Source organism: Brachybacterium sp. UMB0905, assembly GCF_002871795.1.
Classification (GTDB): Bacteria; Actinomycetota; Actinomycetes; order Actinomycetales; family Dermabacteraceae; genus Brachybacterium.
On record NZ_PNHL01000002.1, the window covers coordinates 77172 to 101891 of the forward strand.

At 71.7% G+C, this 24720-nt stretch carries 22 protein-coding genes; 13 read left to right on the top strand and 9 right to left on the bottom strand.

All coding sequences use genetic code 11. The annotated features are described in order from the left end of the window. Window positions 1-2 precede the first annotated feature (2 nt). Window positions 3-773, top strand: coding sequence for an ABC transporter ATP-binding protein (locus tag CJ197_RS01850; RefSeq protein ID WP_102235072.1), 771 nt, complete (start codon window positions 3-5; stop codon window positions 771-773). Between the two features lie 90 nt (window positions 774-863). Here the strand turns inward: CJ197_RS01850 and CJ197_RS01855 are convergent, their stop codons facing one another. Then, on the bottom strand, window positions 864-1556 hold the full coding sequence (locus CJ197_RS01855) for a TIGR03089 family protein (protein ID WP_102235073.1): 693 nt from the start codon (window positions 1554-1556) through the stop codon (window positions 864-866). Further along, entirely contained in the window at window positions 1553-2668 is a 1116-nt protein-coding gene (gene cofE, locus CJ197_RS01860) for a coenzyme F420-0:L-glutamate ligase (RefSeq protein WP_102235074.1), read from the bottom strand. The genes CJ197_RS01855 and cofE overlap by 4 nt, the downstream gene beginning before the upstream one ends. 166 nt (window positions 2669-2834) lie before the next feature. On the opposite strand from cofE, the gene CJ197_RS01865 reads away from it, so the two are divergent. From CJ197_RS01865 to CJ197_RS01875, 3 genes are read left to right on the top strand one after another with little or no spacing between them, the layout of a single operon-like run. Beyond that, complete coding sequence (locus CJ197_RS01865; protein WP_102235075.1) at window positions 2835-3131, top strand: WhiB family transcriptional regulator; 297 nt, start codon at window positions 2835-2837, stop codon at window positions 3129-3131. 12 nt (window positions 3132-3143) lie between these two features. After that, window positions 3144-6503 (top strand): glycosyltransferase family 2 protein, encoded by a 3360-nt coding sequence (locus tag CJ197_RS01870; protein ID WP_102235255.1) that lies wholly within the window; start codon window positions 3144-3146, stop codon window positions 6501-6503. Then, on the top strand, window positions 6496-8100 hold the full coding sequence (locus CJ197_RS01875; RefSeq protein WP_102235076.1) for a DUF5719 family protein: 1605 nt from the start codon (window positions 6496-6498) through the stop codon (window positions 8098-8100). Before CJ197_RS01870 ends, CJ197_RS01875 begins: the two co-directional genes overlap by 8 nt. 57 nt (window positions 8101-8157) lie before the next feature. Here the strand turns inward: CJ197_RS01875 and CJ197_RS01880 are convergent, their stop codons facing one another. Continuing rightward, window positions 8158-8613, bottom strand: coding sequence for a metallopeptidase family protein (locus tag CJ197_RS01880; RefSeq protein ID WP_102235077.1), 456 nt, complete (start codon window positions 8611-8613; stop codon window positions 8158-8160). A 79-nt stretch (window positions 8614-8692) separates the two neighbouring features. Between CJ197_RS01880 and CJ197_RS01885 the strand changes: the two genes are divergently transcribed. Then, window positions 8693-9034 (top strand): DUF3499 domain-containing protein, encoded by a 342-nt coding sequence (locus CJ197_RS01885; RefSeq protein WP_255407864.1) that lies wholly within the window; start codon window positions 8693-8695, stop codon window positions 9032-9034. Beyond that, on the top strand, window positions 9027-10742 hold the full coding sequence (locus CJ197_RS01890; RefSeq protein WP_102235079.1) for a phosphomannomutase/phosphoglucomutase: 1716 nt from the start codon (window positions 9027-9029) through the stop codon (window positions 10740-10742). The genes CJ197_RS01885 and CJ197_RS01890 overlap by 8 nt, the downstream gene beginning before the upstream one ends. Window positions 10743-10757: 15 nt before the next feature. Here the strand turns inward: CJ197_RS01890 and CJ197_RS01895 are convergent, their stop codons facing one another. Continuing rightward, window positions 10758-11603, bottom strand: coding sequence for an RDD family protein (locus tag CJ197_RS01895; protein ID WP_102235080.1), 846 nt, complete (start codon window positions 11601-11603; stop codon window positions 10758-10760). Between the two features lie 117 nt (window positions 11604-11720). Between CJ197_RS01895 and CJ197_RS01900 the strand changes: the two genes are divergently transcribed. Both CJ197_RS01900 and CJ197_RS01905 read left to right on the top strand, forming a co-directional pair. Next, window positions 11721-12716 carry a stage II sporulation protein M gene (locus tag CJ197_RS01900; RefSeq protein WP_102235081.1) on the top strand — a complete coding sequence of 332 codons (996 nt, stop codon included), beginning with the start codon at window positions 11721-11723 and terminating at the stop codon, window positions 12714-12716. Window positions 12717-12844: 128 nt separating this feature from the next. After that, window positions 12845-13141: a hypothetical protein gene (locus CJ197_RS01905; protein ID WP_199173851.1), complete on the top strand. Its 297-nt coding sequence runs from the start codon at window positions 12845-12847 to the stop codon at window positions 13139-13141. Here CJ197_RS01905 and CJ197_RS01910 read toward each other — a convergent pair. The 5 genes from CJ197_RS01910 to CJ197_RS01930 are packed head-to-tail and all read right to left on the bottom strand — an operon-like array spanning window position 13108 to window position 18591. Then, complete coding sequence (locus CJ197_RS01910) at window positions 13108-14406, bottom strand: DUF58 domain-containing protein (protein WP_102235256.1); 1299 nt, start codon at window positions 14404-14406, stop codon at window positions 13108-13110. The two genes, CJ197_RS01905 and CJ197_RS01910, sit on opposite strands and share 34 nt — an antisense overlap. Before the next feature lie 57 nt (window positions 14407-14463). Then, the gene (locus CJ197_RS01915; protein ID WP_102235082.1) at window positions 14464-15486 is read right to left on the bottom strand and encodes a MoxR family ATPase; all 1023 of its coding nucleotides are present in this window, start codon (window positions 15484-15486) and stop codon (window positions 14464-14466) included. Next, entirely contained in the window at window positions 15483-16721 is a 1239-nt protein-coding gene (locus CJ197_RS01920; RefSeq protein WP_102235083.1) for a DUF4350 domain-containing protein, read from the bottom strand. Before CJ197_RS01920 ends, CJ197_RS01915 begins: the two co-directional genes overlap by 4 nt. Further along, a complete protein-coding gene (locus tag CJ197_RS01925; RefSeq protein WP_102235084.1) occupies window positions 16718-17401 on the bottom strand; it encodes a DUF4129 domain-containing protein in 684 nt (227 codons plus the stop codon). Before CJ197_RS01925 ends, CJ197_RS01920 begins: the two co-directional genes overlap by 4 nt. Further along, window positions 17398-18591 (bottom strand): glycerophosphodiester phosphodiesterase, encoded by a 1194-nt coding sequence (locus CJ197_RS01930; protein WP_102235085.1) that lies wholly within the window; start codon window positions 18589-18591, stop codon window positions 17398-17400. Before CJ197_RS01930 ends, CJ197_RS01925 begins: the two co-directional genes overlap by 4 nt. A gap of 207 nt (window positions 18592-18798) precedes the next feature. Between CJ197_RS01930 and mtrA the strand changes: the two genes are divergently transcribed. The 5 genes from mtrA to hpf form a co-directional block, all read left to right on the top strand. After that, window positions 18799-19485, top strand: coding sequence for an MtrAB system response regulator MtrA (gene mtrA, locus CJ197_RS01935; protein WP_102235086.1), 687 nt, complete (start codon window positions 18799-18801; stop codon window positions 19483-19485). Between the two features lie 16 nt (window positions 19486-19501). Then, window positions 19502-21217, top strand: coding sequence for an MtrAB system histidine kinase MtrB (mtrB, locus tag CJ197_RS01940; RefSeq protein ID WP_233190597.1), 1716 nt, complete (start codon window positions 19502-19504; stop codon window positions 21215-21217). Further along, complete coding sequence (locus tag CJ197_RS01945) at window positions 21214-22929, top strand: LpqB family beta-propeller domain-containing protein (RefSeq protein ID WP_102235087.1); 1716 nt, start codon at window positions 21214-21216, stop codon at window positions 22927-22929. The genes mtrB and CJ197_RS01945 overlap by 4 nt, the downstream gene beginning before the upstream one ends. A 109-nt stretch (window positions 22930-23038) precedes the next feature. Beyond that, window positions 23039-23902 carry a ComF family protein gene (locus tag CJ197_RS01950; protein WP_102235088.1) on the top strand — a complete coding sequence of 288 codons (864 nt, stop codon included), beginning with the start codon at window positions 23039-23041 and terminating at the stop codon, window positions 23900-23902. 171 nt (window positions 23903-24073) lie between these two features. Then, on the top strand, window positions 24074-24720 hold a 647-nt coding region (hpf, locus tag CJ197_RS01955; RefSeq protein WP_102235258.1), incomplete at its 3' end, for a ribosome hibernation-promoting factor, HPF/YfiA family.

Below are 24720 nucleotides of genomic sequence, written 5' to 3' on the forward strand. Positions count from 1 at the left end.
CGATGAGCCCTGACATCGAGGCGGTTCCCGAATCCGCCGCCGTCCCCACCGAACGCGAGATGGTGCGCATCGAGAACGTCACCAAGCAGTTCTCGCTGCGCCATGACCATTCCCTCAAGGAGCTGGTCTTCTCCGCGCTGCAGCGCAAGAAGCTGGCTGACACGTTCCTCGCACTGGACGATGTGTCCCTCACCGTGTATGCGGGGGAGACGGTGGGGCTGATCGGCTTCAACGGTTCGGGCAAGTCCACGCTGCTGAAGACCATCTCCGGGGTGCTGTACCCGGATCGCGGCCGCGTGCTGCTGCGCGGGAAGGTGGCCGGGCTGATCGAGGTCGGAGCGGGCTTCCACCCAGACCTCTCGGGGCGCGAGAACGTGTATCTCAACGGCGCGATCCTGGGGATGAGCGAGCAGCAGATCGATGAGCGCTTCGATCAGATCGTCGCCTTCAGCGAGATCGAGGAGTTCATCGACACTGACGTGAAGTACTACAGCTCCGGCATGTTCCTGCGTCTGGCGTTCTCCGTGGCGGTCCACACCGATCCGGACATCTTCCTGGTGGATGAGATCCTCTCGGTGGGCGATGAGCCGTTCCAGCGCAAGTGCCTGGAGCGGATCCGTCAGCTGCAGGAAATGGGCCGCACCATGGTGGTGGTCTCCCATGAGCTGGAGATGCTCGAGAAGCTGTGCACCCGCATCGTCGTGCTCGCCAAGGGCCGCACCATCTTCGACGGGGATCCCGCCGAGGCTGTTGCGACTCTGCGCGCGCAGTGAACGTCGCGACCCTGCGCGCACAGTGAGCCCGACGGTCCTGCACACCCGGTGACGTCCGCAGCGGGACGGCGAGGCTGCGGGCGGACCTGATCAGGCGTGGCCGGTGGCGCCCTCGTCGCGGGCCTGCGCTGCGCTGACCTGATCCGCCGGGCAGATGATCCCGCCCCCGGCAAGCCATGCCCCGAGCACCGGGGTGATCACGTCCAGACCGTCACCGGGCACCAGCAGGCGCGGAATCCCATCACCGGGGGCCGACGGGGCCGGACCGGACCAGGCCGGCAGCGGCACGGAGAGCTGATCAGGGTGCGCGCGGACCTCCTGCACCCAGTCATGCACGAGGGGCGGCAGCGCGCTGTCGAAGCGTGGGGCGAGCGACCGGGCCTCGAGAGCGAGCACCTCATCGGCCGCATCGGCGAGCTCATCCTGTGGGACATCGGTCACGAGGACGGCCGGGGCATCCACGCCACCGCTCGGCTCCGGGGCGGCGCCATCCTGCGCGGGCTCTCGGAGGGTGACGTCGGCGCCGAGTGACCAGGCGGCGATCGCGAGCACCAGGCGCTTCCAGTGCGGCGGCAGGTCGATCAGCACCGCAGCCCCGGGGGCCAGGGCGATCTCATCGGCCAGGTGCCCGATCGCCTTGATGATCCAGTTGGCGAGCACATGCCCGGACAGCTCCACCCGGGCGGCCTCCCCGTACCAGGCCAGCACCGGCTGGGGGCCCTGGGCCTGCAGGGCGTCCAGCAGAGCGTGCGCAGTGCGGGTGGGGTCGGCGGGCGCGGTCATCGGTTCTCCTCCGGGATGGGATCGAGAAGGTGGACGGGGATCTCGGGCAGGGGCTGGCCCAGCGACTCCGCGCCGAGCGCCGTGCGGATCCGTTCGACCATCACGGCTGCGGCGGCCAGAGCGCGGCGGGACTCATCGGCGGGCTGCACCTCGATCCCGGTGATCTCCCCGCGATGGGTGAGGGAGCGGACATGGGCACCCAGCGGGCTCGTGCCCTGGCGCGGCAGAGCCGCCACCGCGAGCGCCCGCCCGATCCGCTCCGTGGCCGGTTCGGGGGACATGCGGGCTACGGGTTCGTCCTGCTCGGCGATCCCGAGAGCCTGCCACACCGATTCGAGACTGGGGCGGCGGAACCAGTCATCCTCCCCGGTGCGGGAGAGCTCGCGGGCCGGGACGTCCGCTGCCGTGGCACCGGGGACGCCGCGGACCAGCGCCGCGGGGATCGCGTCGGCCTTGCCCTTGACCAGGTCCGCGGCCGCCGCCAGTTCATCGGCCAGATTGCGCACCGTGACCTTGAGGTCGCGGCCATCGGCATCGCGCCCGCCGCGCAGATCTTCGAGCGCCGCCACCCCGGCGGCACCGAGCGCGAAGTCCGTCACGCCCATGCGCCAGATCCGGGAGGAGGTGTCCGTCAGCAGCACCCCGATCGGCACCCCGAGGACGGCGGTGAGCCCCTCGTGCAGCTCCCGTGCGCAGGCATCGGGGTCCTCCGGCAGCAGCAGCGGGCCCGCCGGGGCGTTCGAGGAATCCACGCCCGCGGCGGCCATCACCGGCCCGGAGGGGATCTGCACCACGGAGGTGACCTGGCGGGTGTGCAGGCGCCGCGCCACCACCCGCACGGCTGCCGCCCGGATCGCCTCCTCCCGCTGCTCGGGGGCCACCCGCAGATCCTGGGCCTTGGAGATGATCTTCGTGGACACGCACAGCACATCGCCCGCGCGCGGCGCGAGCGGAGCGAGAGCACCGGCAAGCAGCGCCACGAGATCATCACCGGCACCGACCTCCGGCACCCCGGTGACAGGCAGCACCTGCACTGCCGCGGGCGAGGCGGAGGCGCGGCTCGAGGCTGCGCCCGCGCCGTGCGGGGTGCCGGACGGGATGGGGCCGGTCATGTGAATCTCCCGGGTGACAGGTGTGATGAGGCCCCGCGGTGCAAGGCGACGCGCCGATACCGCTTGACGGACCAGGACTACACCGGTGTAGTTTAGGCCGTGCACAGCCCCGAGCGGCCGTGCTGCAGCATCCCAGGGCGCGTACCAGGAGGAAGGAGTGGCGGTCATGGACGAGAACCGGTTCGAGGACGCCCGAGCAGAGCTGACCCTGCTCGATCTCACGATCCAGGATTCCGAGGACGCCGAGCTGTCCTGGCATGAACGGGCGCTGTGCGCCCAGACGGACCCGGAGGCATTCTTCCCCGAGAAGGGCGGCTCCACCCGCGAGGCCAAGAAGGTCTGCGTCTCGTGCGAGGTGCGCCAGGAATGCCTCGAGTACGCGCTCGAGAACGATGAGCGCTTCGGCATCTGGGGCGGCCTGTCCGAGCGCGAGCGCCGCAAGCTCAAGCGCCGAGCTGTCTGACGCCTTCCCTTGGTGCACGAACGCCACGTCACCGCGATCGTCCTGCTGGACGGGACGAGCACGCACGCATCCGCCACCGCACTTCTCGACGCCCTCGCGGCGCAGACTCAGCTGCCGCAGCGGATCGCCATGGTGGTCCCCGAGCCGCAGCGCGAACAGCTGAGCGGTCTTCTCGACGATGCTGCAGATCGCGGTCTGCTCGACTCCCTGATCCCCATCTCCTCTGCCGTGAGCCGCTCCGGTGCGGTGCGTGAGGTCCTCGCCAGCCTGCGCTCCGAGGCGGACGCAGCGCCCTCCGGCAGTGTTGCGGCTGCCGAGCCTGCGGTCGCCGCGGCCCAGGGCTCCCGGGGCGGTCGCCGCGCCCGCGATGTGAACATCGATCAGGTGGAGCGCGCCCGCACCCAGCAGGCCGAAGATCTCGCCCGCGTGCCCGAGCGGCTGCGCGAGAACCGGCCGCGCACCGGACGGCGGGCCGCCACCACGAGTGATGAGACCTGGCTGTGGTTCCTCCAGGACGGTTCCCCGCCGGAGCCCGATGCCCTCGAGCAGCAGCTGCGGATCGTCGCCGTCTCCCCGAACACCGCTGTCGTCGGCGCCAAGCGGGTGCGTCCGCTGTCCGAGGAGGAGCCCGCCGGGAGCACCGGTCGCACCGAGGCTGCGCGGGCCCTGGTCGACGTCGGACTGACGCTGACGCGATCGGGCGGCATCGTCACCGGCATCGACCCCGGGGAGATCGACCAGGGCCAGTCCGACTGGCGCCAGGATGTCCTCGCCGTGCCGCTGCCGGGCATGCTCGTGCGCGAGAACACCCTGCGGGACGTCGGCCCCCTTGACCCGGACCTGCCCCCGCCGTGGGCGGAGATCGACCTATGCCGGCGCATCTGGCGTTCCGGGGAGCGCGTGGCGGTGCAGTCCGCCGCTCGCGTCCAGCACCGGATGCCGACCAGGCCACGTCTGGAGCGCCTGCGCGAGCAGCGCATGGGGCAGATCCTGCTGCTGCTCAAGCATCGGCCCCCGCTGTACTCCCTGCTAACCCTGCTTCTGCTGCCGCTGCTGACGCTCGTGCGCATCGGTGGCGCCCTCGCCGCGGTCGCCCCCCGGCTCGCGCTCATGGAGCTCAGCGCCTGGGGGGCGGCGATGTCCCGTGCTGGGCGGGTGATGCGCCGCGGCCGCCAGGACGCCCGACGTGCCCGCGTGCCGCAGGCACGCCTGGCGCCGCTGTATCTGCCCCGCGGTGAGGACATGCGCCGCTGGGCGGAGGAGACCTGGACCGGACTGGTCGCCGATGATGACCGACAGCGCCGCATCCGCCGCACTACGTGGGGGATCGCGGGCACCCGCCATGGGATCGACGATGCTGACTACGGCCGTCACATCGCGTGGACGGCGGTCGTGGCCCTCAGCGCGACAGCGCTCGCCATGGTGGCGCTGCGCGGACTGTTCGGCCGCGGAGAGCTCACCGGACCAGCCCTGCGCCGCATCCCCGAGACCTGGGGCACCCGCTGGGAGGCGGCCTGGGCCAGCTGGATCCCCGGCGGTCTGGGGGAGCGCGGACCGGCCGATGCCCTGGTGCGACTGCTCGGCCACCTGCCGCTAACCGGCTCCCTCACCCTCGAAGCACTCGTGTTCACGGCGATCCCGCTCAGCGCGCTGCTGGCCTGGTGGGCGGCCGGAGCGATCACCCGCGCGGTCGGGGCACGTCTGGTCCTGGCCGTGGCCTGGGCGCTCGCCCCGCCGCTGCTGTCCGCCCTGATGCTCGGCGCCTGGCCGCTGCTGCTGGTGCACCTGCTGCTGCCGCTGCTGGCCCTCGCGGTGGGTCGGGCCGTGGGACTGCCGCATAAGGTCTCCCAGGCCAGCGTGTCCGCCGCCGCAGCGGGGGGCCTGGTGCTGCTGGTGATCGGCGCGGTCCAGCCGGTGCTCGTGCTCATCGTCGCGCTCGCCCTGGGGCTCGTCGCGATCGCGGTGCCCGGTCGTCGTCGCCGCCTGCTGTGGGTGCTACTGCCCTCCCTCGCTCTGCACGCGCCGTATGTGCCGCTGTGGGTGGGGCATCCCGAATTGTTGCTGGCTGTCGCCGGGGTGCCGCCTTCCGCGGCCACCCCCACCCTGCTGGACCTGCTGGCGCTGTGGCCGGTGCCCTCCCCGCTGCCGGGTGCGCTCGCGGGCCCCGTCGGCCCTACCGCTTCGCTGGTCCTCGCGCTGGTGCCGCTGGCGCCCGTGGCCCTCGCTGCTCTCGGCGCCCCGCTGCTGGCCGGTGCCGCCGGGCGCATGGGTCGCTTCAGCCTGCTCGCGGCCGCGATGGTGGTTCTCGCCGTGCTGCTGGCCCAGCGCACACCGGTGGCGGTCGGGGACGGACAGCTGGTCACCGCGCCGCTGCACGGCCTGCTGAGCGTTCTGCTGCTCGCGCTTGCCCTCGGGGCCGGAGCGACGTTCGATGCCCTCGCCCGCCGGGAGCAGAGCGATTCTCGCAGCCGCCGGATCACCACGAGTGCGCTCGGCGCGATGGTCGCCGCGGTGTGCGTGGTGAGCGTGGCCGGGTGGACGATGCTGCTGCCCGCGCAGCTGCAGATCCAGCGCAGCGAGCAGGGGGAGGTTCCGGCCGCCGCCGCGGATCAGGGGCGTTCCGATGCCCGCAGCCGCGTGCTCGTGCTGGACCAGCGCCCGGACGGCAGCGTCGAGGCGGATCTTGTGGTCCATGGCGGGGACAGCGTCATCCAGCACGCCACGGTCGCGGATCTGCGGACGGCGAATGCTGCGCGCGCCGGGCAGGGCGTCGATGACGATGCCGCCTCAGCAGCGCTGCGCGAGGCGGTCGGAGCGATGCTCGCCGGTGGAGGCTCCGCTGTGCCCGATGCCGAGGAGCAGCCCGTCGCCGAGCATCTGGCGATCTCCTACGTGATCGTCCCCGGCGATCCCCAGGAGCAGGCTGAGCTCTCGCGCACGCTCGATGCATCCCCGCTGCTGGAGAAGGTGACCGACGGCGCCCGGGGCGGGATGTGGCGCCTGATCGGCGCACAGCCCCGCGCCGAGGTCATCGGCCCGGACGAGGAGTCGATCGCGCTGGCGAGCGGCGTGGTGGATGCTCGCGGGGACGTTCCCGCTGTGGACGTCGAGCGCACCGTGCTGCTGTCCGAGCGGTTCGATGGGCAGTGGCGGGCGAGCGTGGACGGGCGTGAGCTCGCGCCGCTCGAGGTGGACGGCTGGGCTCAGGGCTTCACGCTGCCTGCCGGGGTGGGTGGTGAGGTCGTGATCCAGCGCGAACAGCCCGCGCTGCTGGCATGGCAGATCCTGCTGTACAGCGTGACAGCTCTGACCGCGCTGATCGCCATCCCCTGGCGCGTCCGCCCCCGCACCGTGGAGGAGATGTATGGCTGATCGTTCCCGCCCCGGCGCCGCGCCGCACGGCGTGCTGCGTCCCGCGCTCGCGGTCGCGAGTCTGGTTCCGCTGGCTGTCGCGGGCACCGCTCTGGCGCTCAGCGAGCCGCATGAGCCGGTCCCGGTCCAGCATCAGGAGGTCACCGCGCAGGAAGGCGCCCGAACCGCCGTGTGCCCCGGGGCACTGCAGCTGCCGGAGGACCTCGCCGAGCGCACCTCCGATGACGACCTCGGCCTGGTGCCCCCTGCTGAGGCTGTGGCCGTGCGCACGATCTCCCTCGAACCGGCATCCTCGCTGCTGTTCGGCAGTGTGAACCCCTCGACCACGCTGCAGGAGGACGACGGGTCCGTTCGCCACCCCACGATCTGGACCCTCGACGCCGACGGGGAGGTGCTGGGCGATGATGCGGAAGCCACCGACCTGGGGCTTGCCGCGCAGCGACAGGAGAAGGTGACGGGTCCCTCGCGGGTGGTCACCGCTGCGTCGCAGGGCGGCCGCCCCGTCGCCGACTCCGTGCAATCCGTGATCACCCCCTCCGGGGATTACCGCTCGCTGGTGGTGACGCGCTGCAGCGAAGCGACCACGTCGGCCGGATTCCTGGGGGTCTCCACCCAGCGGGGTGACAGCTCCGAGCTGGTGCTGCGCAATGACACCGACCGGCCCGCGACCGCCTCCGTGCAGCTGTGGACCGCCGAGGGCCCGGCGAAGATGGAGGGCCGCAGCCAGGTGGTGGTCCCCGCCCACAGCCAGGAGCGTGTGCTGCTGGGGTCCGTGGTGGCCGATGAACCGGCGCTCGGCGTGCGCGTCGACGTCGTCGGTTCACCGCTGGCGATGAGCGTGCAGGCCACCGAGCGCGACGGCCTCACCCCGGGCGGTGCCGAGATTCTCACGCCCCTGCCCGATCCCGCCAGCGACCTCGTGATCCCGGGCGTGGATGTGGCCGAAGCTGAGCCGACCGTGGTGATCGCGAACCCCAGCGGTGAGGCCACCACCGCCACCATTACGGTACTGGGCCCCGATGGCCCGATCGAGGACGCCACCGTCGAGGATCTTCCCCTCGCCCCCGGCAGCGTCATCACCCGCCCCCTGCCCGACCTGGATGAGGGCACTTACGCCGTGGCCATCAGCGCTGCGGACCCGGTGCAAGCAGTCGCCCGCGCCGAGCGCACCGGGAAGGATCTGCCCGGCGACACCCTCGGCAAGCCCGTGGACTTCACCCTCACCTCTCCTGCCCCCGCGCTGGTCAGCCACGGCATCACCGCCCTGCCCGCGACAACGGGCCCCGGGGCGCTGTCGCTTGCGGCCACGGAGGAGGCAGTCGCGACGGTGATCCCGCTCGGGGCCGATGGCGGCGCCGGGAAACCGATCGAGGTGGAGCTCGACGCCGGGCGCACCGCCACTCTGCCCGCCGCGCGCCTGGGCGTCGACGGCAAGCCCGCGGCCGGGATCAGCGTGGTCCCCGATGTGCCGGGCGCGGTGCATGCGAGCTGGGTCCAGCGCGCGGAGGACTCCGACGACGGTGTGCTGCTGTCCACGCTGCCGGTGGTGCCGGCGCGCGGTGGTACCGATGCCGTCACCGTGCGGCTGTCCGAGTGAGAACCGTGCACCGACCGGAGTGAGCACTGCGCCGCGGACCCTCGGCGGCACGCGAGCTCACTCGCCCCAGGCGCTAGGATCCACGTCCTCGGGCCGCAGCCCCAGGAGGGATGCGATCTGCTCGGAGAGCACCTGACGCACGAGCGTTTCGAGCTCCTCCTCACTGCTGCAGCGGGTCTGCACCGGCCGCCGATGGATGATCACTCGCGGGGGGTGCTCGCGCGTGGGCGGCACCGCCCGGCCCAGCACGACGGTGCGCTCTTCCCACGGCGCCGGATCCGCTGGCGGCACCTCCTCGACGAGGATCCGCAGATGCTCCAGCCGACGCGGGAAGCGCCCGGTGAGCTCTGCCCCGATATCGGCGACGAGGTCGTCGAAGCGTTCGCGGCGGGTGCGGAACCCGGGCAGATGCGGGGGGATCAGATCGAAGCGTCGGCCCCGGCCATGGCGGTCACGCCGTCGCACCGACCGGGTGGAGGCGGCGGAATCCTGCGGGCGGGGCGCGAGGTTCATGCCCGGCACTCTAGCCCCCGTGCCCGAGGAGGGCGTGCCCTGCCTGATCCGTGCCTGCGGCCTGCGTACACTGCTGGACGTGCCTGCTCGTGAATGTTCCCGGACCGCCTGCTCCCATCCCGCGGTGAGCACCCTGACCTTCGTGTACCAGGACTCCACGGCCGTGCTGGGACCGCTGTCCCGGGTCAGCGAGCCGGGCGCCTACGACCTGTGCCGTGAGCACGCCGAACGCCTCACCCCACCGCGCGGCTGGGATCTGCTGCGGGTTCCGGGGGAGGGGAGAGGCGATGACCTCGTGGCGCTGTCCGACGCCGTCCATCGGCCCGCCGCTGAGGCACCGCCGAGCTCCGCCGCCGCGCGGCCCACTGTGAGCTCCAGGGGCGGGCGTCACCTCCAGGTGGTCAGGAGCCCTCATGAGTGAACGCACCAGCGCGGACCTGTCCGCGATCGTCAAGACCTCCGATATTCGGGGCGAGGCGGGAGTGACGCTCACCGTGGAGGTGGCGCGTGCTCTTGGGGCCGCCTTTGCAGACCTGCTGGATGCCCCCGAGATTGTGGTTGCCCATGACATGCGTGTGAGCTCCCCGCAGCTCGCGGACGCGGTGATCGACGGGGCGGTGCGGCGCGGCGCCGTGGTGGCCGATGCGGGACTGGCCTCGACCGACCAGCTGTACTGCGCCTCCGGCCTGCACCAGGCCGCCGGGGTGATGATCACCGCGAGCCACAATCCCGCCGCGGACAACGGGATGAAGTTCTGCCGCGCCGGTGCCCGGCCGATCGGCCGCGATGACGGCCTGGCCGAGATCCGCCGCCGCGCCGAGGAGCATCTGGCCGCGGGGGAGATCCCTGCGCGCGGGCAGGGCCGCGCCGAGCAGATCGAGACCCTCGCCGATTACACCGCGATGCTGCACCGCCTGGCCCCGCTGCCGCCCGGCCGGGATCTGCACGTGATCGTCGATGCCGGCAATGCGATGGCGGGCCTGACCGCCCCGGCTGTGCTCGGGGACCTGCTCGGGATCACGCTGGAGATCCTGCACGGTGAGCTCGACGGCAGCTTCCCGCACCACGCCCCGGACCCGATGCGCCCGGAGAACCTCGCCGATCTGCAGCAGGCCGTGACCGCCCGGCAGGCGGATCTGGGGCTCGCCTTCGACGGCGACGCCGACCGCTGCGTGGTCCTCGATGAGACCGGCGCCGCGGTGCCGCCATCGGCCGTGACCGCCCTGATCGCGCAGCGGGAGATCGCCCGCGCCCGCGCCGCGGGGGAGGAGCAGCCGACGGTGCTGGCGAACCTCGTCTCCTCCCGGCATGTCGCGGAGGCGATCACCGCCGCGGGCGGGCGTCACGTGAGCACCCCCGTCGGCCATTCCCTCATCAAGGCCCTCATGGCGCAGCATGACGCCGTGTTCGGCGGTGAGCACTCCGCCCACTACTACTTCCGCGACTTCTTCCGTGCGGACTCCGGGATGCTCGCCGCGTTGCATGTCATCGCGGCGCTGCGCGAGAGCGACGGCCCTGCCTCCCAGCTCGTGGCGCGCCACAGCCCCTATGCGATCAGCGGCGAGATCAACTCTCGCCACCCCGCCCCGGCCGCGGCCCGCGCACGGGTGCGCGCGTGGGCGGAGGGCCTGCCGGGAGCAGCGGTCCAGGAGCGCGACGGTCTGATCATCACCCACTGGGACGAGGCCGCGCCCCCTGCCGAGCAGTGGTGGCTCACCCTGCGCTCCTCCACCACCGAACCGCTGCTGCGGCTGAACGTCGAAGCCCGGGAGGCAGCCACGATGGAGCAGATCCGCGACACGGTGCAGAGCCTCATCGCTCAGCCGGGGTCGGAGGGGGATACAGAGCCGGAGCCGCGGGGGGAGCGAGAGCAGGCGACGGAGCACGAGCAGCCGGTGGGTGTCCTTTCGCAGACCGCTGAGGCAGCCACCGACGTGGAGCTGCCCGCCGGAGCGAGTGGGGCCGATGTACCGCGCTGGGTGCGCACCGCCCTGCGCTGCCCGGACTGCGGTGGACATCTGCGTGATGTGCCCGCCGCCCTGCAATGCGCGCACTGTCGGCGCGTGCACCCCGTCGAGGACGGTATCCCCGTGCTCATCGCCGGCCGCACGTCCGCGCCCGGGCAGTGAGACACCGCGAGGATCTCAGCGGGCGAAGGGCACGGCGCGCACTTCGGCGCTGAGCTCGTCTTGGCGGGCACGGGCCCGCTGCAGCCGAGCCTCATCGCGGCGCGAGCGTTCGGACAGCACCGCCCGCAGGAACGTTTCGGGATCGGTGCCGGGCGGGGGAGCGGGCGCCACATGCGGCAGCGTCCGCTGCAGCAGCTCCCGCGACAGCTGATGGCGCGACGCCGGGTTCATCTGCTCCGCACGCGGCAGGAATCCGCGGATGTCCTGCAGCAGCGTCAGCGGCAGGCGCCCCACATCGGCGCCGGTGGCCCAGGTGTGCAGCTGCTCTGGCATCTCGGGACGCTGCGGCACCAGGTCGCGCATCCGTTCCTGGATCACCATCGTCCCGGCCAGCAGGTCCCCCACCCGCCGGGAGCGGCGGTCCAGCAGCGAACAGGTCACGGCGAGCGCACCGCTGGTGGACCAGATTTCGAACATCGCCATCACGGCGCGCAGCAGGCTCTGCCGCGCATGCACCGGGCCGCCGTCATCGCGCACCACGCGCGTCCCCATCACCAGGCGACCCACGGAGCGGCCGCGCAGCAGCAGCTCGCTGAGCAACGGATACCCGACGAACACGAGGACGGAGATCAGCACCAGCGCGGCCGCGATATAGCCCTGGTCGATCTCGAGCCGAGACGCCACCCAGACCAGCCCGATCACCGCCCCGAAGAACAGCAGCAGCTGGAGCACGCCATCGATGATCGCGGAGATCATCCGGACGGGGAACGGTGCCGGGCGCAGGTCCAGCAGAACCGCATCGCCCGTGATCAGCCCTTCGCGCGGCGGCGCGGCGGCGTCGGTGGCTCCCATCGTGGTCATGGCCCCATCCTGTCAGGCACAGCGCGCGCAGGGCACTTCCGACGGTCGGCTTCAGGCGGCCTGGCCTCCGACTTTCGTCGGCCGTGGGGAAGGACGGGCGACTCCTAGTCTGGGGGCGTGGACACCGACGCCTTCATCGCCGTGAACCGGCCGCAGTGGGAGCGGCTGCAGGAGCTCGTGCGCAGCCGCTATCTGGACGCTGCGGGAATCGACGAGCTCATCGCCCTCTATCAGGAGACCTCCACGCACCTGTCCACGGTCCGCTCCACCAACCCGGATCCGGCGCTCATCGCACGGCTGTCGCTGCTGGTGCACCGGGCGCGGCTGCGGATCACCGGGGCGCAGGTGCCGCTGTGGCGGAACCTGCGGCGATTCTTCTGGGAGGACCTGCCGGCGGCCCTGTATACCGCCCGCTGGTCCACCGCGCTCGCGGCGACGATCTTTCTGCTCAGCACCGTCATCTCCGGCCTGTACTTCGGGCTGGACTCCACGGCGCGCGATCTCGTGGTGCCCGAGGAGGCACAGCGCCATCTGGCCCAGCGCGAATTCGTCGCCTACTACTTCGCCGATGACGCCACCGGGTTCGCCGCGGAGGTGTGGACGAACAACGCGTGGATCGCGGTGCAGGCCGTCGTCTTCGGAGTGACGGGATTCTGGCCGGTGGTGATGTTGCTGCAGAACGGCCTGAACATCGGGCTCTCAGCCGGGGTGATGGGCGCCTACGGGGGGCTCGGTACGTTCTTCGTGTTCATCCTCCCGCACGGGCTGCTGGAGATGACGGCGGTGATCGTCGGCGCCGGGGCCGGCCTGCGCACCTTCTGGGCGTGGGTGCGGCCGGGACCGCTGCCGCGCCTGTGGTCGCTGTCTCAGGCGGCGCGCGCCCTGGTCACCGTCGCGATCGGGCTGGTGCCGGTGCTGCTGCTGGCCGGCGTGATCGAGGCGTTCGTGACCCCGAGCGGTCTTCCGCCCGCAGTGCGCATCGGCATCGGAGTGCTGGTGTGGGCGCTGTTCCTGCTGTTCATGCTGGGCCGCGGCCGGCAGGTGCACCGCGCGGGCATCACCGGAGACCTGACCGAGGAACAGGTGGGCTCCACCGTCGCGACCGCCGCCTGAGCCGCGCTCGGACCCCTCGCTCCGCTCTTGCCTCACGTTTCCCGCTGCGTCACCGCACCGCCTCCCTGGAAGAGTTCGAGCAGCTCCCGGCAGCGGATCTGGTGCTGTCCTGCGCGGCGCTGCCGTTCGTGCAACGCAGTGCCTTCGAGCGTCTGTGGAGAACCGTGCTGGGCTGCCTGCGGCCCGGGGGAGTGCTGGCCGTGGACCTGTTCGGAGACCGCGACGACTGGGCAGGGCGGACGGATGGGACGTACCTGTCCCGCTCGCAGGTCGACGAGCTCGTCACCGGCCTCGAGGTGCTGGAGCTGGTGGAGGAGGAGCGGGACGGCCGCGCCTTCTCCGGCCCCAAGCACTGGCACACCTACCAGATCATCGCCCGCACGCAGTCAGCTCAGAGCCGCCCGGCCGCCTTGAGCGCGAGATAGGCGTCGGCGAGAGCCTGCGGGGCGCGCTCCGGCGGAGCATCCACCACATGCGCGCCCGCCCGTTCCAGGGCAGCGGCGACGCCGGCGCTCTCCTGTCGGGCCTGCTCAGCAGCAGCAGCGATGTACAGCGCTTCGACGTCCTCGCGCCCGGCGGCCAGCTCCCCGAGTGCCGGATCGGACACGGAGGCGACGACGAGCGGATGGTCCTTCGCCAGCCGCGCGGCAACCGGCAGCAGCCCGGTGTGCACCACCGCGGGATCCACCGGCGTGATGAGGACGACGAGCGAGCCCCGTCGGGTGCGGTCGGTGATCGTCGAGGCGGCCCGCTCCCAATCGGTCTCCACCAGCGCCGGATACACCCCCGCGGTCGCCGAGACCATGTCATGCAGCACCGTGGTGCGGCTGGACCCCACCACGGACAGGTGGGGGATGCGGTCCACGCACACCAGGTCTACCCGATCCCCGGCCTGCCCCGCGAGAGCGGTGAGCAGCAGCGCGGCATCGAACGCCGCGTCCAGACGGGTGGAATCGCCCAGCCGTCCCGCCGCCGTACGGGAGGTGTCCACGACGATCAGCACATGCCGGTCCCGTTCGGGCCGCCAGGTGCGCACCACCACGGAGCGGCGCCGCGCAGTGGCTCGCCAATCGATCGAACGCACATCATCGCCGTCCACGAAATCGCGCAGGGAGTCGAACTCGGTGCCCTGCCCGCGCTGGTGGATGGCGGACAGACCCTCGATCTCCCGCAGCCGCTGCACCCGCGAGGGCAGGTGCCTGCGCGCCCCGAAGGGGTGCAGGGCCAGCAGCCGCCCGGGCGTGTCCACGGCGGCGGTGCGGCGGGCGAGCCCCAGCGGACCCACCGAGGCGACCAGCAGGGTGCGGGAGCTGTGCTCGCCCCGCCGGGTAGGCGTGAAGACCTGCTCGATACCGCGCCGCTCCCGGGAGGGAACAGTGAGGGTGCTGCGCTGCTCGGCGAGTCCAGCGGTCGGGTTCCAGGCATCGCGGATCTCCAGCCGGGCCGCCCGCGCCGTGGGGTTGGTGACCAGCAGACGTCCGGTCACGGTGCCGCCCAGACGCACCTGCGCCGGCAGACGCCGCTGGACCTGCATGCGCCGCGGCTCCGGGGCGGCGAAGGCATCGGCCAGCAGCACCAGCGCCCACAGCGCCGCGAGCAGCAGCACGACCCACCAGCGCGGCCACAGCACCACCACCGGCAGGGCGAGCAGCCCCGCCAGCGCGGCGCGCGGCGTGAGGGACACGCGCAGCGAGATCGGCGTGCGCATTCTGCTCTCCTTCCGGGACTGTCCGTGGGGCACGGCGGATCAGCGGGGGACGGGCACGGACGCGAGAGTGGCGGCGAGCACCGACTCCACCTGGGTGCCCTCAAGCTCCGCCTCCGTGGTCAGGCGGACTCGATGCGACAGGGTGGCCGGCGCCATCACCTTGACGTCATCGGGGGTGATGAAGTCCCGGCCCGAGAGGTACGCCCACGCGCGCGACGTGCGCAGCAGCGCGATCGCCCCGCGCGGGGACACGCCGAGGGTCAGCGAGGGCGAGCGGCGGGTGGCACGGCAGATGTCGACGATGTACTGCACGACAGGATCCTCCGCCGCCACGGCGGCGACGTCCTGCTGCGCGCGGTGCAGGGAGGGGACGTCCACGACGGTCCGCAATCCGGTGGCCTGCAGATCGGAGGTGTCGAAGCCATCTGCGTGACGGCGCAGTACATCGATCTCCACCTCCCGCTCGGGCAGCGGCATGACGGCCTTGAGCAGGAAGCGGTCCAGCTGCGCCTCCGGCAGCGTGTAGGTTCCGTCGAACTCGATGGGGTTCTGGGTGGCGATCACCAGGAACGGATCCGGCAGCGGGCGGCTGGCCCCGTCGACCGTCACCTGGCGCTCCTCCATCGCCTCGAGCAGGGCCGACTGCGTCTTGGGCGGGGTGCGGTTGATCTCGTCGGCCAGCAGCAGGTTGGTGAACACCGGGCCCTCGCGGAAGACGAGGTCGCTGGTGGTGTTGTCGTACACGAGGGAGCCGGTGATATCGCCGGGCATCATGTCAGGGGTGAACTGGACGCGGCGCATCCGCACATCGAGCGCCGCGGCGAGGGAGCGCACCAGCAGCGTCTTGGCGACCCCCGGCACGCCCTCGAGCAGCACGTGCCCGCGGCACAGCAGCGCGACGACGAGGCTGGTCACCGCGGCATCCTGGCCGACGACGGCCTTGTGCACCTCGGTGCTGAGCCCCTGCAGCTGGGTGCGGGTGTCGGCGTCCATGGGGGCGGTCGCGGTGGCGTCCGGGCGCGGGGGGATCTGGGGCGCGGGGCCCGCCTGGTTCTCGGTCATCGGTCGGTCTCCTCCAGCAGTCGGTCAAGGTCGGCGGCCAGGGCCAGCAGGGCCTGGTCGCTGGTCACGGGGGTGGGGCCCAGCAGCCTGCGCAGCTGCTCGGGCGTGGATGAGGTGTGCGGGGCCAGCGCCGCCAACAGAGCGTCCAGGCCCGAGCTGCGGCGCAGCCCCAGACGCTCAGCCAGGCGCACCGCACAGGCGGAGCGCAGGGCTTGGGCGGCGGCATCGCGGGCATCGGCCCGGTGCAGCAGACGAGCGCGGCCCAGGACGAGTTCCTGGGGCCGAACCGTCACCGGCAGCGGTTCGACCACCACGGGGCCGAAGCGCCGCCCCAGCGCCAGCAGCGCCACGGCGGCCACCAGCAGCCCCCACAGCGTTACCGGGCCCGCCCAGCGCGGCAGATGGTCCAGCAGAGTGGGGGTGGTGCTGGAGAGCGGATCGCTCGCCGAGGGCAGATACCAGGTGAGCTCACCGCTCTCGCCGAGCGTATTCAGAGCCAGCGCCGCATTGTCCGCATCGCGCACCCCCTCATTGGTGAGCAGATCGGCGCTGCCCAGCACGACGATGTCGCCGGAGACAGCCACGAGCGCACCATTGCCGGAGTGGAAGCAGGATGAGGCATCGCCGCTGGTGCGGTACAGGATCGCGGAGTCGGTGAGGCCCTCGGTGCCATGCACCGCCAGGCTCCGGGCCCGGAAATCCGCGTTTCCGCACTGGCCCCCGGCGGGCACCACGGTCTTCGTGTGCAGGGCGCCGGAGGGGAACACATCGGGGGTCAGATAGCTGAGGGTCACCAGATCAGGTGCGATCAGCACGAGTCGGGCGTCTGACTCCTGCTGCGCCGCGTCCAGCAGCTCGAGCTGCTCGTGGCTGAGTCCAGAGGGATTGGTGATCACCACGGTGCGTCCCTCGCGGAGCGCTGCAGCGGCATCCTCCATGCGCCGCTGAACCTCGACATCGGTGCCGAGGTCGTCGAGCACCTCCGCCACGGCCTTGCCGCCCTGGGGGGTGGGAGAGCCGGGCTCGAGCAAGCCGTCCTGGTAGAAGCCGCGCATCAGCATGATGCCCAGGGCTGCCACGAGCGCGAGGACCACAAGAGGCACGAGCCAGGGCCGACGCCGCTCAGCGGACCCGCCCGGCGCGGCGCCGTGCGGGCTCCTGGCGTCGGACGGTGCCGGGGCAGTGGCCTGCCCGGTCGCGCGGGTCGGCGCGGAATCCACCGTCGGCGCGCTCATGACGGCTCTCCCGCGCCGACCAGGCTCTGCTCGGCACTGTCGGCGCTTGCATCGAGCGCTTCCAGATCCGGGGCGGTCTCGGCGATGTACTCGGCCAGCAGCAGCAGGTCCTCGGCCTGCTTCGCGCTCGTGCTGCGCAGGGAGTAGGCGGCGGTGTCGAAGGCATTGGCCCCCAGCGTGAGGCGACTGCGCAGCTGCGGGAAGGCGGTGGCGGCGCGCACTGCCGCCTCATGTGCCGTCATGCCGGCTGTGACATCCAGCAGCGTGCGCTCTTCGAGGTCTCGCACCAGGGCGCGCAGTGCGATGACGGTCGCATCATCGTGCCGCCCCTCGGCCAGGGCGCGGCGCGCGCGCTCGCGCAGTTCATCGCCGCTGAGAGAACGTTCGGCATCCAGCTCGACCGGAGCGCTCAGCTGGCGGGTGCGGCGCAGCCGACCGGTGCGGCGCAGCACCAGCACCGCCGCGACGATCAGCAGCAGCAGAATCAGTACCGCCAGGCCGCCCTGAGCGGTCGAGGAGCCATCGATCGTGTCCAGCAGCTGGTGCAGCCAGGCCTCGAGCCGCCCCAGCAACCACGGCAGGAAGCCCTGCCCGGAGGAGTACTCGCCCTTGGAGAGCTCCTCGAGGATCTTCTCGCGCGCCGGATCGGGATCGATCGGCGGGCCCCCGGCCCGGTTCATCGGGCCACCCCGTCGGGGTCGGAGGTTCCGTGCCAGGTCTGGCGGGACTCGCGCTGCAGCTGTACGTCCCAGGCCTCATGGCGCATGCGGATATCGGCGTACAGCGCCACGTAGGCGGCCGAGATGAACGGGGCGACCAGGAGCCCTCCGACGTACGCGCCCAGCATCGACAGAAGCGTCATCACCGCGATCCCGAGGACGAAGGCTTCGAAGCCGCTGAGCAGCAGGATGGCCATGTAGAGCACGAAGGCGATGGTTCCGAACACGCTGCTGATCACGTGCGAGGCGATCGTGGCGAGGACGAACACCAGCAGTGCGATGCCCAGGATCCGCCACTGACGCTTCCCCGCGCTCAGCTGCAGCGAGCGGCGCAGCGCGCCGAACATCCCGAGGTCCTCGATCACGAGCGCCGGAATCGCCAGCACGGTGCGCATCCAGATGTAGAGCATGCCCAGCAGACCCAGGCCCACCGCCCCCAGTGCGAGTACCACCCACCAGATGCTGAACGAGGCATCCAGCAGCAGCGGCACCATCGCGACCCCCACCGCGAGGACCAGCACGAGCAGGCTCACCAGGGAGATCAGCAGGCTCATCCCCACGGCGGCCAGTCCCTTGCGGCGCATCGTCTGCCACATCTGTGCGGCCGCGAAGGGGCGGCCCACCGCCGCGTCCATCGTCACCCGGGTCAGCGCCACCGTCACCAGCGCCGCCGCCACCAGGGTGAGCAGTCCGCTGACGACGCTGCTGATGATGGTGGACACCCCGCCCATCAGGGGATCGCCCACGTAGTCCCCGGTGGGATCATCGAGCATCACCTGTATCTCACCGATCATCGGCACCAGGCTCATTCCGGAGGCCAGGGTGCTCAGCAGCGTCGCGATCGCGTACACGATCGCCGCCACCCCCAGCACCGCCCGCGGGTTCACCCGGTAGATCCGCAGCGCTGCCCCGAGGATCTCACCGAGGTTCAGGGGGCGCAGCGGAAACAGATGGTCGGTTCGCACGAGCTCGCGGCGAGGCCCGCCCGAGGGGCCGGGAGCACCGGGAGCAGTCCCGGTCGGTGCTGGCCCCGCGGAGCCACCCGCACCGGGAGCATCCCAGGCCGCAGGCTCCGTACCGGGGGCGGTCGGGCCCGGCGCGGACCCGGCGGCGGGGTCGCTCTGACCGGGGGCGGTCCACGGGCTGCTCATGCGTCCTCCTGCGGTGTTCCGGGGTGGTGGGGTTCCGGGGTGGGGCCGGTGCAGCTGACCTTACGCAGGTGACCATGGCCAACCGATCCGACGATGGTCGAGGACCGTGCATCTTCCGCAGGACCCTCCACCGCGCCCGGGACGCGCCGCACGGCGGAGGGGACCTGCTTCCAGGGCCGATGGAGGAGGCGGTGGCATGATGAGTTCATGACGACGCCTTCACAGATCCTCGTGGTCGACGACGATCAGGCGATCGCCGAGATGGTCGGGATCGTCCTGCGCGGCAAGGGCTTCGAGGTCGCAACTTCGCCCGATGGTGCCTCCGCTCTGGAGGCCTTTCCCCGCGTGCGCCCTGATGTGGTGCTGCTGGACCTGATGCTGCCCGGCATGGACGGCATCGAGGTGTGCCGCCGCCTGCGCCGCGAGTCCGGGGTGCCGATCATCATGCTGACCGCCCGCACCGACACCGCCGATGTGGTCGAGGGGCTCGAGGCCGGGGCCGATGACTACCTCACCAAGCCCTTCGAGCCCGAGGAGCTGGTGGCCCGGATCAAGGCGCGGGTGCGCCGCGCGGAGGCGCCCACCACGGAGAAGCTCACCATCGGCGACCTCACGATCGATGTGGACGGGCATGAGGTGCGGCGGGGCGACCAGCTGATCGCCCTGACCCCGCTGGAGTTCGACCTGCTCACCCAGCTGGCCCGCAAGCCCTGGCAGGTTTTCACCCGCGATGTGTTGCTGCGCGATGTGTGGGGCTACCGCCACAGCGCGGACACTCGTCTGGTGAACGTCCACGTCCAGCGTCTGCGCTCCAAGATCGAGCACGACCCCGAGAATCCCTCGATCGTGGTGACCGTCCGCGGTGTGGGCTACCGGGCCGGGAGCGGGTCCTGAGCCGCCCCCGGACGCCGTGACCGCCCCGCATACGGATCCCGAGCGGCCGCTGGACGTCCTGCGCGACGGCGCGGTCCAGCTTGTGGATCCGCGCAGCTGGCCGCTGGCGGTGCGGGTCGTGGTGGTCACGATCCTGCTGTCGATTCTCGCGCTGCTGACCGTCGGCGCCTATCTGTCCTCCGTGATCGCCGACGGGCTCTATGAGCAGCGCCGCGACCGGGTGCTTGAGGAGAGCGTGGAGGTGCGCGCCGAGCTGGTGGAGACCCTCACGCAGGTATCCGCCGGCACGAGCACCCAGCAGCAGGATGCGGTCAACGCCTTCGTGCAGGCCACCGGGGGGCAGGCCGGCGGTGATCGACGGGAGGTCGCGCTGATCCCCGTGGAGACCACCGGCACGGTCTTCCCGGTCTCCTCCTCGGACCGCACCCTGTTCGATGCCGTGGATCCCGAGTTCTCCTCCACTGTCGCGACGGATCCGGATGCGATCTCCTGGCGGTCCATCGGGCGGCAGAACAATGACGGTGGGGTGGATCCGGCGCTGCTGGTCGGCACCCGCGTGATCGTGCCGGGCTCTGGCTCCTACGACCTGTATCTCGTGTATTCGATGCAGGAGGAGCAGCAGACGCTCGCCTTCGTGCAGCGGGTGATCCTGGGCGGCGGCGCGGTGCTGCTGGGGCTGATCGTCGGCATCGCGGTGGTGGTCGCGCGGCTTGTGACAACACCGTTGAAGCGCGCCGCTCTGGCAGCGGAAAAGCTGGCCGACGGTGATCTGACCAGCCGCATGGAGGTCGCCGGGGCCGATGAGCTGGCCCGCGTGGGGGAGTCCTTCAACGACATGGCCGCGAGCCTCGAGCAGAAGGTCGTGGACCTCACCGAGCTCTCCCGCCTCCAGCAGCGCTTCGTCGCCGATGTGTCCCATGAGCTGCGCACGCCCCTGACGACGATCCGCATGGCCTCCGCCGTGCTGGATTCCCGCCGCGAGGAGCTGCCGACGGATCTGCAGCGCACCGCCGAGCTGCTGGCCGCGCAGGTGCAGCGCTTCGAGGTGCTGCTGGCGGACTTGTTGGAGATCTCTCGCTTCGACGCCGGTGCGGCAGCGCTCGAAGCCCACCGTGAAGACTTCGACGCCCTGGTGACACGGGCGCTCGAGAACGCTGAACCGCTCGCCGAAGCCCGCGGCTGCACCCTGGATGTCCACCTCGCCGGGGAGGGCATGGATGCCGTGGTGGACGGACGACGGGTGGACCGGGTGCTGCGAAACCTGCTGACCAATGCGATCGAGCACGGTGCCGGTCAGCCCGTGCTCGTGCAGACCGCTGCCGATGAGGATGCCGTGGCCGTCGTGGTGCAGGACTGGGGGCACGGGATCTCCCCGGAGAACGCGCGGCGCGTGTTCGACCGCTTCTGGCGCGCAGACCCTTCCCGCGCCCGCACCCTGGGCGGCACCGGACTGGGGCTGTCGATCTCCGTGGAGGACACGCACCTGCACGGCGGCTGGCTGCAGGCCTGGGGTCGGGAGGGCGAAGGGGCGGTGTTCCGCCTGACCCTGCCGCGCCGTCCGGGCAGCGAGCTGACCCGCTCGCCGCTGCGCCTGGAGCGCTCCTTCGACCGTGCCACCGCGGGTGGGCGGATGTCCGCTACCCCCACTGGTGAGCTGGAGATCGGCCCCGATGTGCTGCCGGACCTCAGCGATGAGACCACCGTCCCCGACCGGACCGGAGGTGCACGATGAGCCTCGGACCCCGCCCCGATCGCCGCCTTCTGCTGCGCACCGCGTCAGTGGGCCTGGTGGCCGGTGCCGCTGCTGCGTGCGCCCGGATCCCCACCGAATCGCAGACCTCGAGCCGCCCGCTGGCCCTGCAGGAGCAGCCCGGCGCCCCGTATGTGCGGGCCCTGCCGCCCGCGGATGATGCCACCCCCGCCGAGGTCGTCGCCGGATTCGTCCAAGCCGGGGTGGGCAGCGAGGATGACTTTGCGGTCGCGCGCGCCTACCTCACCGACCAGGCGCAGGCGGCCTGGAACCCCGGTGCCGGTATCACCGTGTACTCCGGCAGTGAGGAGACGCGGGTCCAGGACGACGGTGACGGTGCCTTCTCCCTTGTGCTGCGCGTGACCGCGCTGATCGACGAGCGGGGCGTGCGCAGCCTCCTGCCCGCCCCCGCCACGCGGGAGATCGCGGTGCAGGTGGTGGAGCAGGATGGCCAGCATCGGCTGGACGAGGTGCCCGATGGCATCTTCCTGTCCGAGGCCGCGTTCGAGACGCTCTACGCCTCCGCCCGGCTGTACTTCCTCGATGCCCGCCGCCGCCACCTGGTCCCGGACCTGCGCTGGTTCGCGCTGCGGCAGATCGCCGCTGACGTGCTGCGGGGCCTGGCCGACGGGCCCTCGCCGACGCTCGCCGACGCCGTCATCAACCAGATCCCCTCGAGCACGTCGATGGGCGCTGCGGCGATCAGCACCGGCGCCGATGGCACCGTGCAGGTCGCCGTGCCACCGGCGATCACGAGCCTGTCCACCGTCTCCCGCTACCAGGCGCTCAGCCAGATCGAGGCGTCGCTGCGGTCCGTGCGCACCCTGTCCGGGGTGCGCCTGGTCCAGGAGGAGACTGAGCTTATGCTGGAGGAAGAACACCGGATGGAGCGTGCCCTGCCCGGGCATCGCCCGATCGCCGCGGGGGAGCGGGGGATCATCTCGCTGTCCTCACCCAGCGGGGACGCACCGCCGACGCAGCTGGTCCCCGCCTTGGCCGAGACCGCGGTGGCTGATCCGATCATCGCTCAGGACGGCGTGCTCGCCGCGGCCCTCGAACCGCAGCGGGCCGTGGTCCTCATCGCCTCGACGGATGACTCCATCGAGGTGCGGGAGGCCGCCACGGGAGATGCCTTCGTCCCGCCCAGCATCGACGATGCCGGGTGGGTGTGGACGGCGACGGTCTCCAACGCCGGTGCGCTGCTGGCGCTGTCGGGTCGGGCCTCCGAGGAGGACGCGAAGGTGGATGCCACGTGGCTGCACGGGCGCAGCGTGACGTGCCTGGCGCTCGCCGCGGATGCCACGCGCATGCTGGTGCTCTCGAGCGATGACGGTCAGGCGCGGCTGGATGTGTGCGCCGTGGTGCGCAACGCCGACGGCGTCCCCACCTCCCTGGGAGAGCCGACACCGATCCACACCGAGCTGACGGACCTCAGCTGGGCCGGGTGGTATGACGAGCTGGCCGTGCTGGTGCTGGGAACCGACGCGACCAGCGGGACCCAGCGCGCCCTGGTGGTCGATCTGGTCACCGGTGCCGATCCGCTGCCAGCCTTGCCCGATGGGGTGCGCCGCGTCGCCGGATCGGTCATCGCCGAGACCGCCTGGGTGGGCATTCGCGGTGATCAGCTGCTACGCAGCGATGGGGAGAACTGGAGCGCGGTCGACATCACCGGACGCGATCCGGCGTTCTACTGAACATCGGGCGCCCTGCTGAGCTGCCCTCCAACGTCCTCCACACCCCGGTGTCATCCACAATCCTCACTCGCGGCTGGCGCTGCGCTGCTGCAGCGGCTGAGCTGGGTGCATGACACCGATCCCGCCGGTCCCGGACACTCCTGCACACCGCGGCAGCGCCGTGAGAGCCCGTTCCCGCCTTGTGCGACGGGGCGCGCGGGTGCGCGAGGTGATCGCGCAGACCTGCGCGCTGGTCGCCGTGCGCGAATGCCCCTGCGGCGCGGAGGACACCTGGCTGTGCCCGAGCTGTCGTGCCCTGCTCGCCCAGTCGCCGCGCCGGGTGGAGTCCGGCTGTGATGCCCTCCAGCTGCTCAGCGCTGCTCGGGTGCGCGATCAGCCCGTCCCCAGGGGTGTGCTGCCGGCCGGTGTGGATCACGCCCCGCTGCTGCCCGTGCTCGCCCTCGGCGAGTACGGCGGAGATCTCCAAGCCCTCGTCCTGGCCTGGAAGAACGGTGGCCTGCTGCATCTGACTGCACCGATCGCCGCCGGTCTTGCCCCCGCCGTCACGCAGCTCGCCGCGGCCGCAGGGGAGGAGCGCCCGGCCCTGGTGCCGGTGCCGTCGCGGCCCGCGGCCCGGCTCCGCCGCGGTGAGGACCACACGGGCGAGCTCGCCCGGCAGCTGCAGCGCCACGGCGCGGGGCGCGCCCTGCTGCTGCCATCCCGCCCCAGCAGCACCCAGCACGGGCAGGGCTCCCGGGGCCGACGCTCCCGTCGGATCCTGCTCACCCCGGGGGCCCGGCGACGCCTGGAGCGTGAGCAGCCGCGGGTGGTGCTGCTCGATGATGTCGTCACCACGGGCTCCACGCTGCGTGCCATGTATGACGCTGTCACCGAGGCCGGCGCCGAGGTGATCGGGGCCGTCGTCGTGGCCGCTTCCCGCCTGCCCACCCGGCAGCACGGACCGCTGGCCGCGGTCAGTGCGCCTACCGGATGAGACGGCGCCGCCGCGGGACGGAAGTCGCACGATCTGCACCGGGACATGGCATGCTGGTGTCATCCGCCACAGAGGTCGGAGACCCCTTCTATGAGGAGGTGCGAAAACCAGCCCATGAGCCACCGCGGCCGGGCTCCGAGCGGCCGCACCAGCATCAAGGAGGATCCACCCATGGAGATCAATGTCGTCGGACGCCACATGGACGTCCCGGACCGATTCCGCCGCCATCTCGAGGACAAGCTCGACAAGGTCACCCAGTTCGCCCCGGAGGCGCTGCGCGTGGACGTCGAGATCTCCCAGGAGAAGAACCCTCGGCAGGCCGAGCTCAGTGACCGCGTGGAGCTCACCGTCCACGACCGCGGCACGGTGATCCGCTCCGAGGCCCGCGCGGATGATCTCTACGGAGCCCTCGATGTCGCCTACGGCAAACTGCTGGAGCGCCTGCGCCGCGCCCGCGATCGCCGCAAGGACCACCGTCGGGGCCGGAACCGCGCGCACCAGGCCACCGGTGCCTCGCTGCGCACCATGACCGCCGACCAGGAGCTCCCCGAAGCGCTGCGCCAGGACCCACCGGCACCGCCGCAGACCGACAGCACGGCCGAGGAACCGGCCGAGCAGGATCTCGCCGAGACCGGCAGCCCGGTGGTGATCCGCGAGAAGAAGCATCCCGCCACCCCCATGACCGTGGACGATGCGCTCTACCAGATGGAGCTCGTGGGGCACGACTTCTTCCTGTTCATCGACGAGAAGAGCGGAAACCCCAAGGTGGTCTACCGCCGCAAGGGCTGGAACTACGGCGTGATCGAGCTGGAGAACGA

Excerpts from the sequence above, each read along its gene's own strand:
- CJ197_RS01850 (WP_102235072.1), top strand. The coding sequence starts at position 3 with ATGAGCCCTGACATCGAGGCGGTTCCCGAATCCGCCGCCGTCCCCACC.
- CJ197_RS01855 (WP_102235073.1), bottom strand. The coding sequence starts at position 1,556 with ATGACCGCGCCCGCCGACCCCACCCGCACTGCGCACGCTCTGCTGGAC.
- cofE (WP_102235074.1), bottom strand. The coding sequence starts at position 2,668 with ATGACCGGCCCCATCCCGTCCGGCACCCCGCACGGCGCGGGCGCAGCC.
- CJ197_RS01865 (WP_102235075.1), top strand. The coding sequence starts at position 2,835 with ATGGACGAGAACCGGTTCGAGGACGCCCGAGCAGAGCTGACCCTGCTC.
- CJ197_RS01875 (WP_102235076.1), top strand. The coding sequence starts at position 6,496 with ATGGCTGATCGTTCCCGCCCCGGCGCCGCGCCGCACGGCGTGCTGCGT.
- CJ197_RS01880 (WP_102235077.1), bottom strand. The coding sequence starts at position 8,613 with ATGAACCTCGCGCCCCGCCCGCAGGATTCCGCCGCCTCCACCCGGTCG.
- CJ197_RS01890 (WP_102235079.1), top strand. The coding sequence starts at position 9,027 with ATGAGTGAACGCACCAGCGCGGACCTGTCCGCGATCGTCAAGACCTCC.
- CJ197_RS01895 (WP_102235080.1), bottom strand. The coding sequence starts at position 11,603 with ATGACCACGATGGGAGCCACCGACGCCGCCGCGCCGCCGCGCGAAGGG.
- CJ197_RS01915 (WP_102235082.1), bottom strand. The coding sequence starts at position 15,486 with ATGACCGAGAACCAGGCGGGCCCCGCGCCCCAGATCCCCCCGCGCCCG.
- CJ197_RS01920 (WP_102235083.1), bottom strand. The coding sequence starts at position 16,721 with ATGAGCGCGCCGACGGTGGATTCCGCGCCGACCCGCGCGACCGGGCAG.
- CJ197_RS01925 (WP_102235084.1), bottom strand. The coding sequence starts at position 17,401 with ATGAACCGGGCCGGGGGCCCGCCGATCGATCCCGATCCGGCGCGCGAG.
- CJ197_RS01930 (WP_102235085.1), bottom strand. The coding sequence starts at position 18,591 with ATGAGCAGCCCGTGGACCGCCCCCGGTCAGAGCGACCCCGCCGCCGGG.
- mtrA (WP_102235086.1), top strand. The coding sequence starts at position 18,799 with ATGACGACGCCTTCACAGATCCTCGTGGTCGACGACGATCAGGCGATC.
- CJ197_RS01945 (WP_102235087.1), top strand. The coding sequence starts at position 21,214 with ATGAGCCTCGGACCCCGCCCCGATCGCCGCCTTCTGCTGCGCACCGCG.
- CJ197_RS01950 (WP_102235088.1), top strand. The coding sequence starts at position 23,039 with ATGACACCGATCCCGCCGGTCCCGGACACTCCTGCACACCGCGGCAGC.